The sequence below is a fragment of the Pseudoalteromonas sp. NCCP-2140 genome (assembly GCF_023708065.1).
In the GTDB taxonomy this organism is placed as follows: Bacteria; Pseudomonadota; Gammaproteobacteria; order Enterobacterales; family Alteromonadaceae; genus Pseudoalteromonas.
The window spans coordinates 47,348-61,794 of the sequence record NZ_BRCZ01000004.1 but is presented as its reverse complement, the minus strand read 5'-3'; the positions used below and the strand labels follow the sequence as shown (position 1 = coordinate 61,794).

At 40.5% G+C, this 14,447-nt stretch carries 17 protein-coding genes and 1 pseudogene; 13 read left to right on the top strand and 5 right to left on the bottom strand.

Annotated elements, in window-relative coordinates; all coding sequences use genetic code 11:
- The first annotated feature begins 1 nt into the window (after position 1).
- Positions 2 to 397: a YbaN family protein gene (locus NFU46_RS09520; protein ID WP_251601385.1), complete on the top strand. Its 396-nt coding sequence runs from the start codon at positions 2 to 4 to the stop codon at positions 395 to 397.
- A gap of 64 nt (positions 398 to 461) precedes the next feature.
- Here the strand turns inward: NFU46_RS09520 and NFU46_RS09515 are convergent, their stop codons facing one another.
- Complete coding sequence (locus tag NFU46_RS09515; RefSeq protein ID WP_251601383.1) at positions 462 to 863, bottom strand: hypothetical protein; 402 nt, start codon at positions 861 to 863, stop codon at positions 462 to 464.
- Between the two features lie 679 nt (positions 864 to 1,542).
- On the bottom strand, positions 1,543 to 2,094 hold the full coding sequence (locus NFU46_RS09510; protein ID WP_175078745.1) for a cytochrome b: 552 nt from the start codon (positions 2,092 to 2,094) through the stop codon (positions 1,543 to 1,545).
- A 471-nt stretch (positions 2,095 to 2,565) separates the two neighbouring features.
- Here NFU46_RS09510 and NFU46_RS09505 point away from each other — a divergent pair, with 471 nt between their 5' ends.
- From NFU46_RS09505 to NFU46_RS09495, 3 genes are all read left to right on the top strand, one after another.
- The gene (locus tag NFU46_RS09505) at positions 2,566 to 2,778 is read left to right on the top strand and encodes a DUF2061 domain-containing protein (protein WP_175078744.1); all 213 of its coding nucleotides are present in this window, start codon (positions 2,566 to 2,568) and stop codon (positions 2,776 to 2,778) included.
- A 413-nt stretch (positions 2,779 to 3,191) separates the two neighbouring features.
- Complete coding sequence (locus tag NFU46_RS09500) at positions 3,192 to 4,235, top strand: flavin reductase family protein (protein ID WP_251601381.1); 1,044 nt, start codon at positions 3,192 to 3,194, stop codon at positions 4,233 to 4,235.
- Positions 4,232 to 5,293, top strand: coding sequence for an acyl-CoA desaturase (locus NFU46_RS09495; protein ID WP_251601379.1), 1,062 nt, complete (start codon positions 4,232 to 4,234; stop codon positions 5,291 to 5,293). Before NFU46_RS09500 ends, NFU46_RS09495 begins: the two co-directional genes overlap by 4 nt.
- A gap of 44 nt (positions 5,294 to 5,337) precedes the next feature.
- Here NFU46_RS09495 and NFU46_RS09490 read toward each other — a convergent pair whose 3' ends face one another.
- Together NFU46_RS09490 and NFU46_RS09485 are read right to left on the bottom strand one after the other, a co-directional pair.
- Positions 5,338 to 5,790, bottom strand: coding sequence for a tetratricopeptide repeat protein (locus NFU46_RS09490; RefSeq protein WP_175078741.1), 453 nt, complete (start codon positions 5,788 to 5,790; stop codon positions 5,338 to 5,340).
- A gap of 21 nt (positions 5,791 to 5,811) precedes the next feature.
- Positions 5,812 to 6,168, bottom strand: a complete 357-nt coding sequence (locus NFU46_RS09485) for a helix-turn-helix domain-containing protein (RefSeq protein WP_054553546.1) — start codon at positions 6,166 to 6,168, stop codon at positions 5,812 to 5,814.
- A 127-nt stretch (positions 6,169 to 6,295) separates the two neighbouring features.
- Between NFU46_RS09485 and NFU46_RS09480 the strand changes: the two genes are divergently transcribed.
- The 6 genes and pseudogenes from NFU46_RS09480 (at position 6,296) to NFU46_RS09455 (ending at position 11,050) form a co-directional block, all read left to right on the top strand.
- Positions 6,296 to 6,877, top strand: a complete 582-nt coding sequence (locus NFU46_RS09480) for an NAD(P)H-dependent oxidoreductase (protein ID WP_251601377.1) — start codon at positions 6,296 to 6,298, stop codon at positions 6,875 to 6,877.
- Positions 6,878 to 6,886: 9 nt separating this feature from the next.
- Complete coding sequence (locus NFU46_RS09475) at positions 6,887 to 7,435, top strand: redoxin domain-containing protein (RefSeq protein WP_251601375.1); 549 nt, start codon at positions 6,887 to 6,889, stop codon at positions 7,433 to 7,435.
- A gap of 9 nt (positions 7,436 to 7,444) precedes the next feature.
- On the top strand, positions 7,445 to 7,810 hold the full coding sequence (locus NFU46_RS09470) for a hypothetical protein (protein WP_251601373.1): 366 nt from the start codon (positions 7,445 to 7,447) through the stop codon (positions 7,808 to 7,810).
- Between the two features lie 12 nt (positions 7,811 to 7,822).
- The gene (locus NFU46_RS09465; RefSeq protein ID WP_251601371.1) at positions 7,823 to 9,025 is read left to right on the top strand and encodes a low temperature requirement protein A; all 1,203 of its coding nucleotides are present in this window, start codon (positions 7,823 to 7,825) and stop codon (positions 9,023 to 9,025) included.
- A gap of 273 nt (positions 9,026 to 9,298) precedes the next feature.
- Positions 9,299 to 10,105: pseudogene (dkgB, locus tag NFU46_RS09460) on the top strand (2,5-didehydrogluconate reductase DkgB); the annotation flags it as partial.
- Between the two features lie 60 nt (positions 10,106 to 10,165).
- Complete coding sequence (locus NFU46_RS09455) at positions 10,166 to 11,050, top strand: alcohol dehydrogenase catalytic domain-containing protein (protein WP_251602000.1); 885 nt, start codon at positions 10,166 to 10,168, stop codon at positions 11,048 to 11,050.
- Between the two features lie 38 nt (positions 11,051 to 11,088).
- Here the strand turns inward: NFU46_RS09455 and NFU46_RS09450 are convergent, their stop codons facing one another.
- Positions 11,089 to 11,943 (bottom strand): DUF417 family protein, encoded by an 855-nt coding sequence (locus NFU46_RS09450; RefSeq protein WP_251601368.1) that lies wholly within the window; start codon positions 11,941 to 11,943, stop codon positions 11,089 to 11,091.
- Between the two features lie 273 nt (positions 11,944 to 12,216).
- Here NFU46_RS09450 and NFU46_RS09445 point away from each other — a divergent pair, with 273 nt between their 5' ends.
- The 3 genes from NFU46_RS09445 to NFU46_RS09435 are packed head-to-tail and all read left to right on the top strand — an operon-like array spanning position 12,217 to position 14,446.
- Entirely contained in the window at positions 12,217 to 13,047 is an 831-nt protein-coding gene (locus NFU46_RS09445) for an AraC family transcriptional regulator (RefSeq protein ID WP_251601366.1), read from the top strand.
- A gap of 26 nt (positions 13,048 to 13,073) precedes the next feature.
- Positions 13,074 to 13,676 (top strand): LysE family translocator, encoded by a 603-nt coding sequence (locus NFU46_RS09440; protein WP_175082880.1) that lies wholly within the window; start codon positions 13,074 to 13,076, stop codon positions 13,674 to 13,676.
- A 59-nt stretch (positions 13,677 to 13,735) separates the two neighbouring features.
- Positions 13,736 to 14,446, top strand: coding sequence for an AraC family transcriptional regulator (locus NFU46_RS09435; protein WP_309296740.1), 711 nt, complete (start codon positions 13,736 to 13,738; stop codon positions 14,444 to 14,446).
- The last annotated feature ends 1 nt before the right edge of the window (position 14,447 follow it).

The following is a 14,447-nucleotide window of genomic DNA, read 5'->3' as shown; positions in this document are numbered from 1 at the left end:
AATGAATGAAGGTTCCAAAGTATTCAAGGCACTATTCTTTCTCACAGGTTTAATTTTTACAGGGCTTGGAATTATAGGTGCGATTCTACCCGTGATGCCTACTACTGTTTTTTTAATTGTTGCTGTTTATTGCTTTGGGCGCTCTTCATCGCGGTTCGAATCCTGGCTTTTAAATCATCGTCATTACGGACCAACATTAAGAAACTGGCAACAATATGGCGCGATTTCGCGTAAAGTTAAATGCATTGCCTGTGTGGGAATGGCAATAGGCTTCATATTATTTTATCTTGGTGCGTCACCATCATGGCCGCTTACAACAGCAGTCGCTTTGTTCATGCTATTGTCAGCTTGGTATGTCTTATCAAGGCCGGTTGCGAGCGAGCCTGAAAAACACTAAGCTAGCCACATAAAGTTATAACTAATTGAAACATTAAGAAAGCGAACCCAAGGGTTCGCCAGTTTTAACTTTTTTCGATGATTTCTAACCAGCTTTCTTCAGCGTAACTGAAGAAAGTTGTTGGTTTAGTTAAGAATATCGCTTCGAACTCCGCTGAAAATAAATGACAGAATTCTTTTATTTGCTCAATGTACAGCAGCAAAAAAGCATACATTTCTACACCATCTAAATAGCGCCCTGAAAAATCAGGATTATCATCAAAGAGCTGCTTTGAGATGCTTATACCCAATACACTGCCTACCCTATCTCTGTGCATATAAATGTAATGGCTAAAACTAAGTTCGATTGAGTCGCTTGTAGACGCTTCATCGACATCTGCTAATAGCAGAATCGTTGAATTGTCATCCCAAGGTGATTTACTCGCGCGTTGATACTCTCTGATAAATTGTGATTTTGATGTACTCATGAGTTTCCTAGTTAGTGTTTGACCTAACACTAACTAAGCTTGCGTGATGGTAACGAATGGTAAGTAACAGAGGTAAGTTTCATCTCTGTGTTACGCATTTATTATTCTGTGTTACGAACTAATAGCGCTGTGTTACGTAGTAATTTAAGTGAAAATCAAGGAGGGAAAGCGTGTGAAAAAATGCATAAAATTGATAAAAAAGTCGATTTAGTTAATACAATTTGCTTTTCCATCAAACTTAGTTAATACTTAGCTTTGTTGTTGATTTTTCAAAAATCACCAACACAAAAAAGAACACAGCAAAATTCAACTATTTGTTTTTCCTCATTAAATCCTGGCACCTAGTACTTATCACAGTTAATACATTTGTTATTGATGAGTAATGCCATGACACACCTTTAAGCACGATGATGGAGTATTGCCTTTAAAAGCTAATCTAGATTTCAAAAAGCGGTGAAAATTGCAGCCGCGTAATATAGATTGCTGCGAGTGAAGTTTCTTTGATCTAGATCAAGTTTAAAAGTAGTTAAGATCCTCCGAGGGCGGTATTACTGAATTACCGGAATCATTGAACATTTTCCAAACCAAGTTATTCAGAATGGTGTCTTATGTGAAGAGCAAGCCCTGATAAATCCTAGTATGGGATTTCAAGGCTTATTTAAGATGACCTAACTAAACTTTACTTTTTTAAAGGCAACATACGTTTTAAAGTGTCATCAGCCAAAATGTAATGATGGAATAATGCAGCAGCGGCGTGCAACCCTATTAAGTAATAACCTACTTCACCCACAGTCTCGTGTATTTCTTTGATAGTTTTAGCAAGATCTTTATTTTCACTTGCTAATGGAGGTAGCTCTAAGCCAAAAAATGGCACGGGTTTACCAGCCATACTCAATATCAGCCAACCTGCTATTGGCATTGCAATCATGAAGACATAGAGCGCTAGGTGCACAAGTTTGGCTAATGTATTTTGCCACTTTGCAGGCTCAGGTTTTATTGCAGGCGTTGAGCCTGCCAGCACACGCACCACTAACCTTACAACTACTAGAGCTAAAACAGATAAACCCAACATAAAATGCCACATTTTAAAAGCATCGCGTGTTTCCGTGCCTTTATCAAATAACTCTCGCAATTCAATACTGCCAAAAACAGTGACGATTAGAATAAACATAAGCCAGTGCAATAATATCGAGAACGAACTGTAATGAGTCGTTGTATTTTTAATCTTCATAGTGCCCCTTTCGTAAAACGCGTTGAGATAAGTGCTAAATTTATACGTAATATAGACTCACAATTACGCTATCCTTTGAGCGCTCTTGCTGTAATGATCTAAAACAAAAAATGAGCTATCTTAAATTATCTTTTTTACTTATTAGCGAAACTTTACTGTACTTGTTTAAGCTTAAAATAAACTTAAGTAATTTGATTAAATAAGCTTTCTACTCCTTAATTGCCCTAAAGCCTCGCCATGCATTATCGATGGCAATACGCAGTTTATTGCCCCAACTGAAATGCATATTTACGAAACTCTCACCATCTACTTCTATTTGAATTCATAGACTTTGAAATAAAACTTTCTGAACATTAATGTGAAAGATACAATCCAGTTTTTCGATTACAACAATCCTTTTATTCCATTTTAAAGATGAAAAAGAATGAGCAATACTAAACTCATCAAATTATGAGAGTTAGGGTATTCAAAATGATTAAGACAGTTACTTTTGCAATGATGCACTTCGCAATCGCTTTTACAGTGACTTACTTTTTAACAGGTAGTTTTTTAATTGGTGGCTTGGTCGCTATTGTTGAGCCAGCTGTGAACACTGTTGCGTTTTACTTCCACGAAAAAGTGTGGCGTAAAGTTGAGAGTCAGAATAACTTTAAACAAGATTCAGATGGGATAATGTTTGCATAAGAATTAACTAGATTGAATTGGCTCACAAACCAACGAATATCCCTACCTTACACCTCGGACTGTAAATTAAGCTTTGCCACTAGAGCCGGTGGCAGAGATTCAGAGCAAAAAAGCTAAAGCTGTTTTTTAATTATTAGCCGAAATTAACGAGCCCTTTTAATACTTCTTGTAAAAGAGCTCAAAACTCCCTTCCCTAGATGCATGGCAATTAAAACTAAACAAAATAAACATATAACCTTGAATTAAATAAAAAAGAAAATTAATCCATTCTTTTTTCATTAAATATAACCCCCTAATAGCAAGGTCAAGCCCTTTTAATTTAGAGCTAATACTCAAATTAGGCTTGCAATTATCAGCTTTCAGCTTACACTTGTGCGCCAAGTGAGCGTACACTTGTAAGCTAAAGGCGAAAAATGAGAGCGTTATTAAATTCATTATCAAAACATTTACTGCATCATCAATCATGGGCAGGATACTGGGAGCCGGTGGTTCAGTGCTTTAAACCAGGCTGGCGCGAAGGCTATTTTCGTGCACAAGTAAAATATGTACAGGTGTTTGCTGAACAAAGCGTTGAGTTGATTATTGAGCCAGAAAAAGCATGGCCAGTTCATCAAGCAGGCCAGCACATTGCGTTAACAATCCAAACGAATGGTCGAATGCTAACGCGTGTATTTACCATCGCAAGCGAACCACAATTGGCAAGGCAGCAGCGACAAATTCGTTTATTGATCCGCAGCCAAGGGAGCGGCGCATTTACGTCAAAGCTAATAAATTTGAGGCCAGGGCAATGGCTTAATATTTCTGAGCCTAAAGGCCAGTTTGTTATGCCAAATACCGCGCGCTCTTTAATCATGCTGGCCGGTGGCTCAGGCATTACGCCATTTATAGCCATGCTTAAATCAATACCTGCTGATAGCAAACAAACTATAACCCTGCTTTATTATGCAAAGCCGAACAGCCACTGGCTTAAAGATGAACTTGAGCAACTAAAGCAATCGCTGAGCAATTTTGATTATCACTTACTTGAGCGCAACAACGATGGCGATGCGACGACATGGCTGACAACAAATACGCATAAACACTGGTTAGTGTGCGGCCCAGTTGCTTTGTATAAGCAAGCAGCCGCTTTAGCTAAGCAATTAAATACGCCTATAGACAGTGAGCATTTCAGTGCAGTCCCTGCTGTTTTAGCAACCTCTGATAAGCACGAACTAACACTCACTCATCAGGGCAAAACATTCACTATTGATAACCAACAAACCTTACTGACCCACTTACAAGCGAATAAGCAACCTGTAACAGTTGGCTGTGGTATGGGAATTTGCCATCAATGCCAATGCGTTAAAAAGCAAGGCATCGTACGTGATATTCGCACCGGTGAGCTCTCTGATAGCTCAGAGCAGTTAATTCAACTTTGTATATCGCAACCTGTCAGTGACGTGGAGTTATCAGCATGAACACAACAAAAACAGTCAATTTTGAAAAATTAGCAGCTCAACTCGATAGCGTTAAAACAGATGTAAAATCAAAACTCGGTGAGCAAGATGCAAAATACATTCGCCGCGTTATTGTTTGCCAGCGAGTGTTTGAATGGAGTGGCCGAATTTTATTAATGTTAGGCTTTATTCAGCCTGTTTTATGGCTCGTGGGTGTGCTTAGTTTAGCCACAGCAAAAATTCTCGATAACATGGAAATTGGCCACAATGTGATGCATGGTCAATACGACTGGATGAATGATAAATATATAAATTCAAAGTCTTACGAGTGGGATATAGCGTGCGATGGAGCTAGCTGGAACCGTGTTCACAACTACGAGCACCACACCTATACCAATATTATTGGTAAAGATCGCGACTTCGGCTATGGATTACTGCGCTTATCGAATGACTTTCGTTGGCGAGTAAAAAACCTGTGGCAATTTGTCACTTACCTATTGCTCAGTGTGCTGTTCCAATGGGGTGTGTCGTACCACGAAATGGCAGCCGAGCGAGTATTTTTTGGCAAGAAAAAAGATGACCGCGATTACAAAGTACCGCACAGCGAACTGAAAAAGCGCTTTTTTAGTAAAGGTGCGCGCCAGCTAGTGAAAGACTACCTGTTCTTTCCGTTGCTTGCTGGGCCTTTATTTTTGTGGGTTTTGACGGGCAATCTTGCCGCTAATTTATTACGTAACCTGTGGACCTCAACTATTATCTTTTGCGGGCATTTTACCGGTGAAGTTGAAACATTTAACCAGCAAGACTGCGAAAATGAATCACAAGGCCAGTGGTATTACCGCCAAGCGTTGGGGTCATCAAATATCAAAGGGGGTAACCTGTTTCATGTAATGACTGGGCACTTGAGCTATCAAATAGAGCATCACTTATTCCCAGATTTACCCGCAAAACGTTACCGCGAAATTGCCCCTAAGGTGCAAGCTATCTTTAAAGAGCACGGTATTCACTACAATACCGGCGGCTTCTTTCGCCAGTACTTTTCTGTAGTAAAGCGAATTGTGCGCTACTCTTTTCCGTAATTGATAAACGCCAGTGCATAGCGCTGGCTTTTTTATAAATAATTTTATGGCAAGGAATTAGCTTCGAGAATCAGTTCGTTAATTTCTAACTGTAATTCATCATCTGCTGTTTGTTCCGCGAAAGTTAAAGCTGTATTGGCAAAGTTTAGCGCTTGGGCCTTATCAGCTTTCTCTAGGTAATTCTCTGCAATCGCAAAATTAATCGACGCCAAATAATCCTCTAGTTCGAGTAACATTGCTAACTCTAGCGCTTTGAAATAATAGCTAAGTGCAACCTCTGGCTTTTGATGGGTAAAGTCAGCAAGCGTTTCCCATTGAAACGGATGATCAAGCGGTGTGCCTGCAAACTTGTCGCATATTTCTTTTATTTTATTGTACGCCGCCCACTCTTGTTGTTTATTTGGAGCATTAACAATATCAAGCGCAAGTTGATGAATCGCCTCATAATGAGGTGGCTTTTTAATTGATTCAACCTCTCCAAATTGTGCCTTATGCATTCCCTGCTCTCTCTAAGCTAATTAAATCTCATTCGATTCAGACCAAACCCGTAATTCATCGAGTATATGCAGTGCTGAGCGGCCAAAATCAGTAAGTTCATAGGTCACTGCTATCGGGCGCGTGCTAATAACATGACGGGTGATCATCGCTCTACTTTCAAGCTCTTTTAGACGCTGGTCTATCATCTTTTTGCTTGCACCACCCAGCATGCGCGTTAAATCATTAAAACGCACAGGGCCATCTTTTAAATGATAGATAATAGAGCCCGTCCATTTACCGCCAATCAAACGCATGCCTTTTTCAATAGCACACGGTTCCATGCAAGCATTTAAAACTTTTTTTCTACCCTTACTATCTGTTTCTACTGAACTTTCCAAAACATCCTCACATTTTTCAGACTAGTTACAAAAAGGTGACTGGTTGATTAAATAATCTAGGTTACTATTATATACCACAGAATGTATTTTGAACACGATAAAGTAATTAGCAAACGGATACTCAACTATGAAAAACATATTAATTCTTAACGCACATCACTATTACCCTTTTTCTGAAGGTAAGTTAAATGCTGCTTTAATCGAAAAAGCCGACGCTTTTTTTCAAGCAAAAGGCTATCAAACTCGTGTGGTTAATACACAAGACGAATTTGATGTAGAAACTGAACTTGAGAACCATCAATGGGCAGATATCGTCTTTTTGCAATCACCAATTAACTGGATGGGCATGACTTGGTCATTCAAAAAATACATGGATGAAGTGTACACAGCAGGCATGGGTGGAGCGCTTTGCCATGGTGATGGTCGTCATCAAGACAATCCAAAAGCCAATTACGGTACAGGCGGCACCTTAAATAACACTCAATACATGATGTCGCTGACTTTAAATGCACCTGCAGAATCATTTGCAGATGCCACTGACTTTTTTGAAGGTAAAAGTGTTGATGACCTTGTTTTCCCAATGCATATGAACTTTAAGTTTTTCGGTATGCAAGGGTTACCTACTTTCGCCTGTTATGACGTGATGAAAAATGCAGACATCGACAGCGACTTTGCGCGCTTTGAAAAACACTTAAACGACAACTTTTAAGGAACACTTATGAGTAACGAATCTGTTTATAGCAATAAACTCCACCCGGGCAGTGCATTTCCTAGTATTAGTGCTGCACTTTTGAGTGGTGAAGAGGCTGTTCTTGGTCAACCTCAACACGGTGCAAGCTGGCAGCTTGTTGTTGTTTATCGTGGTAAGCATTGCCCTTTATGTACTCGCTATTTAAACAGCCTCGAGCAGTACAAAGCTGCGCTATTAGAAACGGGTGTTGATGTAATTGCTGTTTCAGGCGATAGCAAAGAGCAGTTAGAAGCACATTTAGAGCAGTTATCTGTGTCATTTCCACTTGCTTACGGTTTGACTACAGAGCAAATGCAAGCATTAGGTACTTACATATCTGATTCCCGTTCACCGCAAGAAACAGATCACCCTTTCGCAGAGCCTGCTCTGTTTGTGGTTAACGAGCAAGGTAATGTACATGTGGTTGATTATTCTAATAACCCATTTGTAAGACCTGATTTAGCAACCTTGGTAAGTGGGCTTAACTGGATACGCGACCCAAAAAATAACTACCCAATTCGCGGTATGCATAAGTAGAGAGTAGCCATGAGCAAATTTACAACTTTGCTGATTGGTTTGGTGAGTATAATGATGTGCTCACCACATGCCTTTTCAGCACAACTCCCCCATGCACATATTGCTTCACCTAATCACTATGAAGTATTGCTAGATAACAGTGAAGTACTTGTTTTGCGTATGACTTTAGCACCAGGTGAGCAAGATAATTGGCACACGCATAATGCTGAAACTGTCTACTTTGAGACGGGTGGTAAGGCAACTATCAGTACAAAAGAGTCACAAACAACACTTGAGATCCCCAATGGCTATGTGATGTGGCATGACACATGGACTCACCAAGTCAAAAATGAAGGTGAAACCACCATCACTGCAATTATTGTTGAGAGCAAATAGGTAGGATCAACTATGGCATTAGAAAACCACCCAATGTGGCGCTTACCTAAGCATCACCTAGATTTAAAAAGTTCACATGACCATGTTCATTGGGTTGAATTATTTTATGACCTTATCCATGTGGTAATCATTTTTTTGCTAGGTAATTTTTTAAGCGACCACTTACATTTAAGTGGTTTTCTTACTTTTGCAGGTTTGTTCATCACCGTATGGTTCGCGTGGGCTGACTCCAGCGTTTTTAACTCACTCTATGTCAGTACCGATGTAAAACATCGGCTGATCATGGCCTGCCAAATTGTCACCGCCATGGTTATGGCAGCCTCGACCCCTCATGTACTTGACAAAGGCTGGACATATTTTGCATTGGCCTATGCCGCAAACCGACTTATTACAGCGTATTTATTTCATCGCACCAATCAACTGGGGGTCGAATCAACTAAATTAGCACGCAGTGTGAGCCGTAACTACTTTGCTCTTGCCATTATCTTTGCTACCACAGCTTTTATGCCTGCACCCTATCGTTATTGGGTATTTGGCACTGCGATTGCCGCTATCCAAGTTTTGTATATGGCTCCAAAAATTGGTGTACTTGAAAATAAACGTTTTTTACCACGCCTTGGGCATATGTCTGAGCGCTTTGCCCTTTTACTGCTCATTGTCGTAGGCGAAGGTTTCTTTAAATTGGTGATTACTTTATCAGAAAAAGGAATTTATAAAGTCGACCCCTCTGTACTGGCTAACTTTATGTTTGGCGGTATTGCAGTATTTGTGCAATGCTGGATTTACTTTGACTTTGTTGGCAATGGTAAACCTAAGAATCAGCATAAATGGACACTCGCAAGTTGGTGGTTAGCACACCTGTTTTTAATGTTATGTGCCGTTATGGTTGGCGTTGCGCTCGCCGGCGAAGTGAAAGCTGGGTTTTGGCAACCTTACCCACTTAAATATGGTGTCATTGGCTGTGTAGGGTTAGCAGGCTACTTATTGAGTTTATTGTGGATCCAGTTAATGATCGAACACCGTGTAGCCCATCGTTTTGCAACAGCTAAAGTAAGAATGTTTGGCGTTATACTCGCTTTAGTTACCATTCCCATTTTACCCCATGTGCCTTCGCTCATTGGCAACTTACTTTGGGGCACAGCACTGATTTCACAAATTGCCTACCCAGTCACTCGCGCATACTTTACCCTTTCAAAAGAAGAAGCTAATTCATAACGATTAAATCACCTTTGCAAAAACGACAAAGGTGTTTTGTTATCCTTGCTGTTTTTCGCAAAAACTTTCCTCGCCATAATACCGTTATTCAATCGCCCCTCTTCAGGGGTTGAAACAAGCGTTAACGGACTCATCTCAGAACTAAAGGCAATGAGAAATGCCGGTGTGAATCACATTGGCCTGCACTTTAGACGTAACGAATTACCCATCGAATGGGCATTAAAGCACATCGGCGAACATGTTTTGCCCAAGTTCCATAATTAAGGAGTTATGATGTCACAATCAATTATGCCAAAACTGGGTTTTGGTACATTTAGATTACAAGACGAAGTTGCATATCAAAGTGTGCTAACAGCTATTGAAGAGGGCTTTAGACACATCGACACCGCGCAAATTTACGGTAACGAAGAAGCTGTTGGCCGAGCGATTAAAGACAGTGGTGTTGCACGTGGTGAGTTATTTATTACCACCAAAGTATGGAATGATAAGTTAAATAAAACGGACTTTATTAACAGCGTAAAAGAAAGCCTGACTAAGCTCCAACTAGATTACATCGACTTACTGCTTATTCACTGGCCAAGCCCAGCCAATGGCGAAAGCATGGATGAGTACTTAACCGAGTTACAATCAGCAAAAGAGCTTGGTTTGACTAAAGAAATTGGTGTTTCAAACTTTACCATTGCACAAATGGAAGAAGCCTTAAGTATTTTGCCAAAAGGCGCGTTATTTACCAATCAAGTAGAAGTACATCCCTACCTAACCAACCAAAAGGTACGTGATTTTTGTACGCAAAACGACATTCTCGTTACCGGCTATATGCCATTTGCGGTAGGTAAAGTACTTAAAGATCCAACCATTAAAGCGATTGCAAACAAACACCAAGTGAGCACTGCTGAAGTGGTCATTGCTTGGGAATTAGCGCATGACATGGTGACGATACCGTCATCGACCAAACGCGAAAATATGGCTACCAACTTAAAAGCCCTTTCGCTTAGCTTAAGCCAAGACGAGATTAATCAAATTGATGCCCTTAGCTGCAATGACAGGCAAGCAACCCCTGATTTTGCTCCTGACTGGGATCATGATGAAGTAAAAACAACTCATGCTTGGCAATTTCAAGGTGCTGATAAAGCGCTCACTTTGGGATTAAAAGCTGTACAAGCACTTAAAGCAGGGCAAATTTTAGTTCGTAACCATGCGATTGGTATCAATCCAGTTGATTGGAAGTTTATTCAAGCTGATCCTATTAATTGGCCAGATACACACACACCTGGCGTAGACGGTGCTGGGGTTGTTGAGCAGGTAGGCGATGGCGTCGATACCAAACTAATTGGTAAAACAGTCGCTTATCATCATAGCTTAAGTGAAAACGGCAGCTTTGCTAAGCACTCGGTTCTTTATGCTGAACGTGTTATGCAATTACCAAAAGAGTTAGCTGCTAATGTTGCTGCTGCATTGCCTTGCCCACTGCTTACTGCGTGGCAAGCCTTTAGCAAAATACCATTACGTAAAGGCGAAAAAGTATTAGTTACCGGCATGGGAGCTGTTAATAAACTGCTGACGCAAATGCTGAACCACAGTGGCTTTGAAGTTCATGCATTATCAAAAAGCTTAACGGCAGAGCAAGCAGAAAAGCTTGGCGTTAAGTTAGTATTACGCGACGCGCCTTCTGAGGGTGGCTACTTTGCACTCTTTGATGCTAACGGCCCTGAAGAAGCTAAAAAGTTAGTGCCACTCCTACAAGCAAATGGTCATGTGATCAGTATTTTAGGGCGTATTGAAACCCCAGTCGATGAGCCATTCACACGCACTATTTCTTATCATGAAATTGCCCTTGGTGCATTACACGATTATGGTGATACACAGCAATGGCAACGTCTTGTAACTGATGGCGAAAAGCTCCTTAATGACATTGCGTCGGGTACTTTAAATGTTGAAGAACCTACAGACTTTGAATTTAGCAATCTCAACGATGCGCTTGAGTTTTCTAAAGTTCAAAAGCAAAAAGCCGTTGTAGTTGTTTAGTGATCATTTAAAAGGCCTCTTCTGAGGCCTTTTTTATTTTATGCGACTGTTTCGTTGGCTGTATTATTAATTACAGCTAGGTGATAAATAATCACTAAGTTTGCAATAAACCACAGATCTTTAATCACAAATTGACCAAGTCCTGCTAAAACCGTCGAACTGCTAAGCGCATTCGGTGCGGTAATTAAAAATGTTTGCGTCATGATAAAAACAGCGCAACAGGCAAGCCCTGCCAATACTATTAACTTATTGTTTTTAATCAACAAGCCAACACAAAGCAACAGCACACTGACAATATCAAATACACCAATTACATTAGATGCACCCTGCACACTAAAAACCTGATATAACCACGACATAAACGGCGATGTTTCGACAAGTGTTACAATCCCCTTTGCTTCAAAAGCAAAAAACTTCATGGCGCCAATCCAAACCAGCACTAATGCCACCGATGCATAATTTAAAGCAATATGCGCTTTATCACTCAAAGCATCTTTGTAAAACACAAATAAAAACAGTGGAATAACAGCAAAATACTTAATGATCCCCTGCCCCGACCCAATTACAGGAAAGCCCCCTTCACTTGCAAGCCAACGATTAGCGCCAAACAGCGTAATCAAACAGAGCATTGATATAGCAATTGCAGTGATGGTCGGAAGCGCTCTATTAATAAACCCCAAATGTGAATGAAGGCTGGTAATGCCAATAAAGCAAAATGCAAAGCCTGCGATCATACTCATGATGTGAGCTGGCAACTGAGCGTCTAATTTATAAAATGAAAAGATACTGCCAATGGTATTGGGGTTTGCTCCCAAGATAAAAGACAAACCCAATAACGAAAAACTGATGGTGATAAGTGCAACCACTAAATTATTTGATGTACGTAAATTCATTTAACCCCCTCTCTACTGCTTGTTTAAAAGACCTCAGTTAGGGATAAAAACATTCACGCTGAATTAAAAAATAAGAAAAGTCTGAGTATTAGTTTATCTAGGTAACTGAAAAAAACTAAAAACATCGCAGCTATTTGCCGTTATTCGCTGTTAATTAGGCAAAAATAAATCTCTCCCATTCAATATCAGCAATTTTGTTCAAGTTTTTAGGTTGCCTGCTTCGCTATATTGGCGTAGGAATAATAACGAAGCGCACAACCTTCAGGAGCATCTGTGAGCAAAGACAATCACTTTAAGTACATCAACAACGAACAACATCAGAGCATCTCGATGTTGACTGCGACTATGAGTGATTTTACCTATGCAAAACATGCTCACGAAGAGTATTCAATTGGTATTACCCTACAGGGGCGGCAAGATTTCTTTTGTCGTAATGCGTTTTATAAAAGCGTACCTGGCAATGTCATTTTGTTTAATCCTGAAGATATTCACGATGGTCACTCTGGCACTGAGCAAAACCTAGAGTATCTAATGCTGTACATTCATCCCGATGAATTTCAGCCTTTGTTCAAAGCACTAGGGTATAAGCAAGACTGCACATTACGTATGGCAAACACCTTGTATGCTGATCCATTACTACGTAATCAAGTGATTAATTTATCAAGGCTATTACAAACCAATAGCACCAGCAAAATAGAGCGAGAAGCTGCAGTATTGCAAATGGCACAGTCTTTAGTCAGGCTCAACGGCAGCCTTGATTTGCCAACTTTAAGCACTCGTGTTGATAGCTTACTACTGCGCGCAAAAGACTATATTTTGGCAAATATCGACAATGACATTGCTATTGATGACATTGCCCATGCAGCCACTATGTCGAAGTTTCATTTTATCCGCCGCTTTCGCGAGCACTTCGGTATTACTCCACATCAATATGTTTTGAACTGTCGTATTAATTATGCCCGTAGAGCGTTACAAGTTGGCCGCGATGCCACCAGCGTAGCAGTTGAATCTGGCTTTGCAGATGCCAGTCACCTCAATCGTAACTTCAAACGAGTATTCGGTATGACACCAAAACAATTTCAACTGCAATGGGCTCGTAGATAGAGCTAAATTACTGATTTGGAGCTGTTATGGCAGATATTTTTGCATATGCTATTGGCATTATGTACACCCCTGGGCCAATCAATTTACTTGGTTTAAGCAGTGGCTTAAATAAACAAACACGTTCACACCTTGGGTTTTTTATTGGCGTGGGTAGCGCGATGTTTATCTTATTTGTGCTGCTTGGCTACCTTGGCTTACAAGTGATCAACCCGCAGTTTTTGCCTTATGTGAGCTTAATTGGTTGCGGCTATATTTTGTATATTGCTTGGAAGGTCGCAAAAGCAAAAGTACAGGTAAATGATGCATCAGCTGATGCATCATTAAGCTTTTTCGATGGCCTGTTTATGCAGCTATTAAATCCAAAAGCCTTGGTGGCCACTTTGCCAATTGCTACGATTCAATTCCCAAGTGCAGATATTACCGGCGCTGCAATCGTATTTTGGTCACTTATTTTAGCCATTCTTGCCTTTGGAGCTCCTACAAGTTACTCGTTAGCGGGCTTGGTGCTTGGCAAACAAGTATCACGGACGGGTGTTTTTAATGTGTTTAATAAATTGATGGCTGTTTTGTTGGTTTATGTCGCGCTAATGATTGCCTACGAGCATGTGCTAACCCCGTTAATGGCCTAAAATTGATCATCCCTCGCAAACAGGCATAATAGCCTTATTCAGCAAACGGTTATCACAAAATGATGCAAGGCAATCTATCTATCCGCTCATACAGTACTAAGCCTGTTAGTCATAGCCATGACTATCATCAACTAGTACTGCCCTTAAAAGGTGTGATTGCTATTAGTGTGGGTGATTTTCAAGGTAAAGTTGCCCCCGGTGAATGCGTGGTTGTCAAAGCCTCGCAATCACACCTGTTTACCGCAATGCCAGAAGCCCGATTTGTGGTGGCCGATATGCCAAAGCTACCAGATAACCTGGCCACTGCTGAGCGCTGCGTGTTTGCTATTAATCTATCACTTTGGGCATTTTTGCAGTTTGTGGCAAAGCAACTTGAGCAAGCGGTTAATCATGAATTAGAACTTGCTATGTTTAACACCTTCAATTTGCTGTTAGCTGAGCAAATTATGCAGCCTAAGGTCGACAGCCGTATTAGCGAGGCCCTGCTTTATATTGACAGTCACTTAGGTACTCCTCTTCAAATCAAACACCTTGCCAGCATTGCCTGTTTAAGCCCAACGCAATTTAAGCTGCTGTTTAAGCAACAAACAGGATTGACTGTCATGAACTATGTAACCAAACAGCGAATGGAAAAAGCCCAAGCCTTGCTAAGTCATACCGACTACCCGTTGCAGCGCATTAGTGAGTTAGTTGGTTACAATGAGCTTTCATCTTTTAGCCGCAGTTTTTCAAAGTACTTTGGCTTATCACCGAGTAAATTCAAAAAGTAAC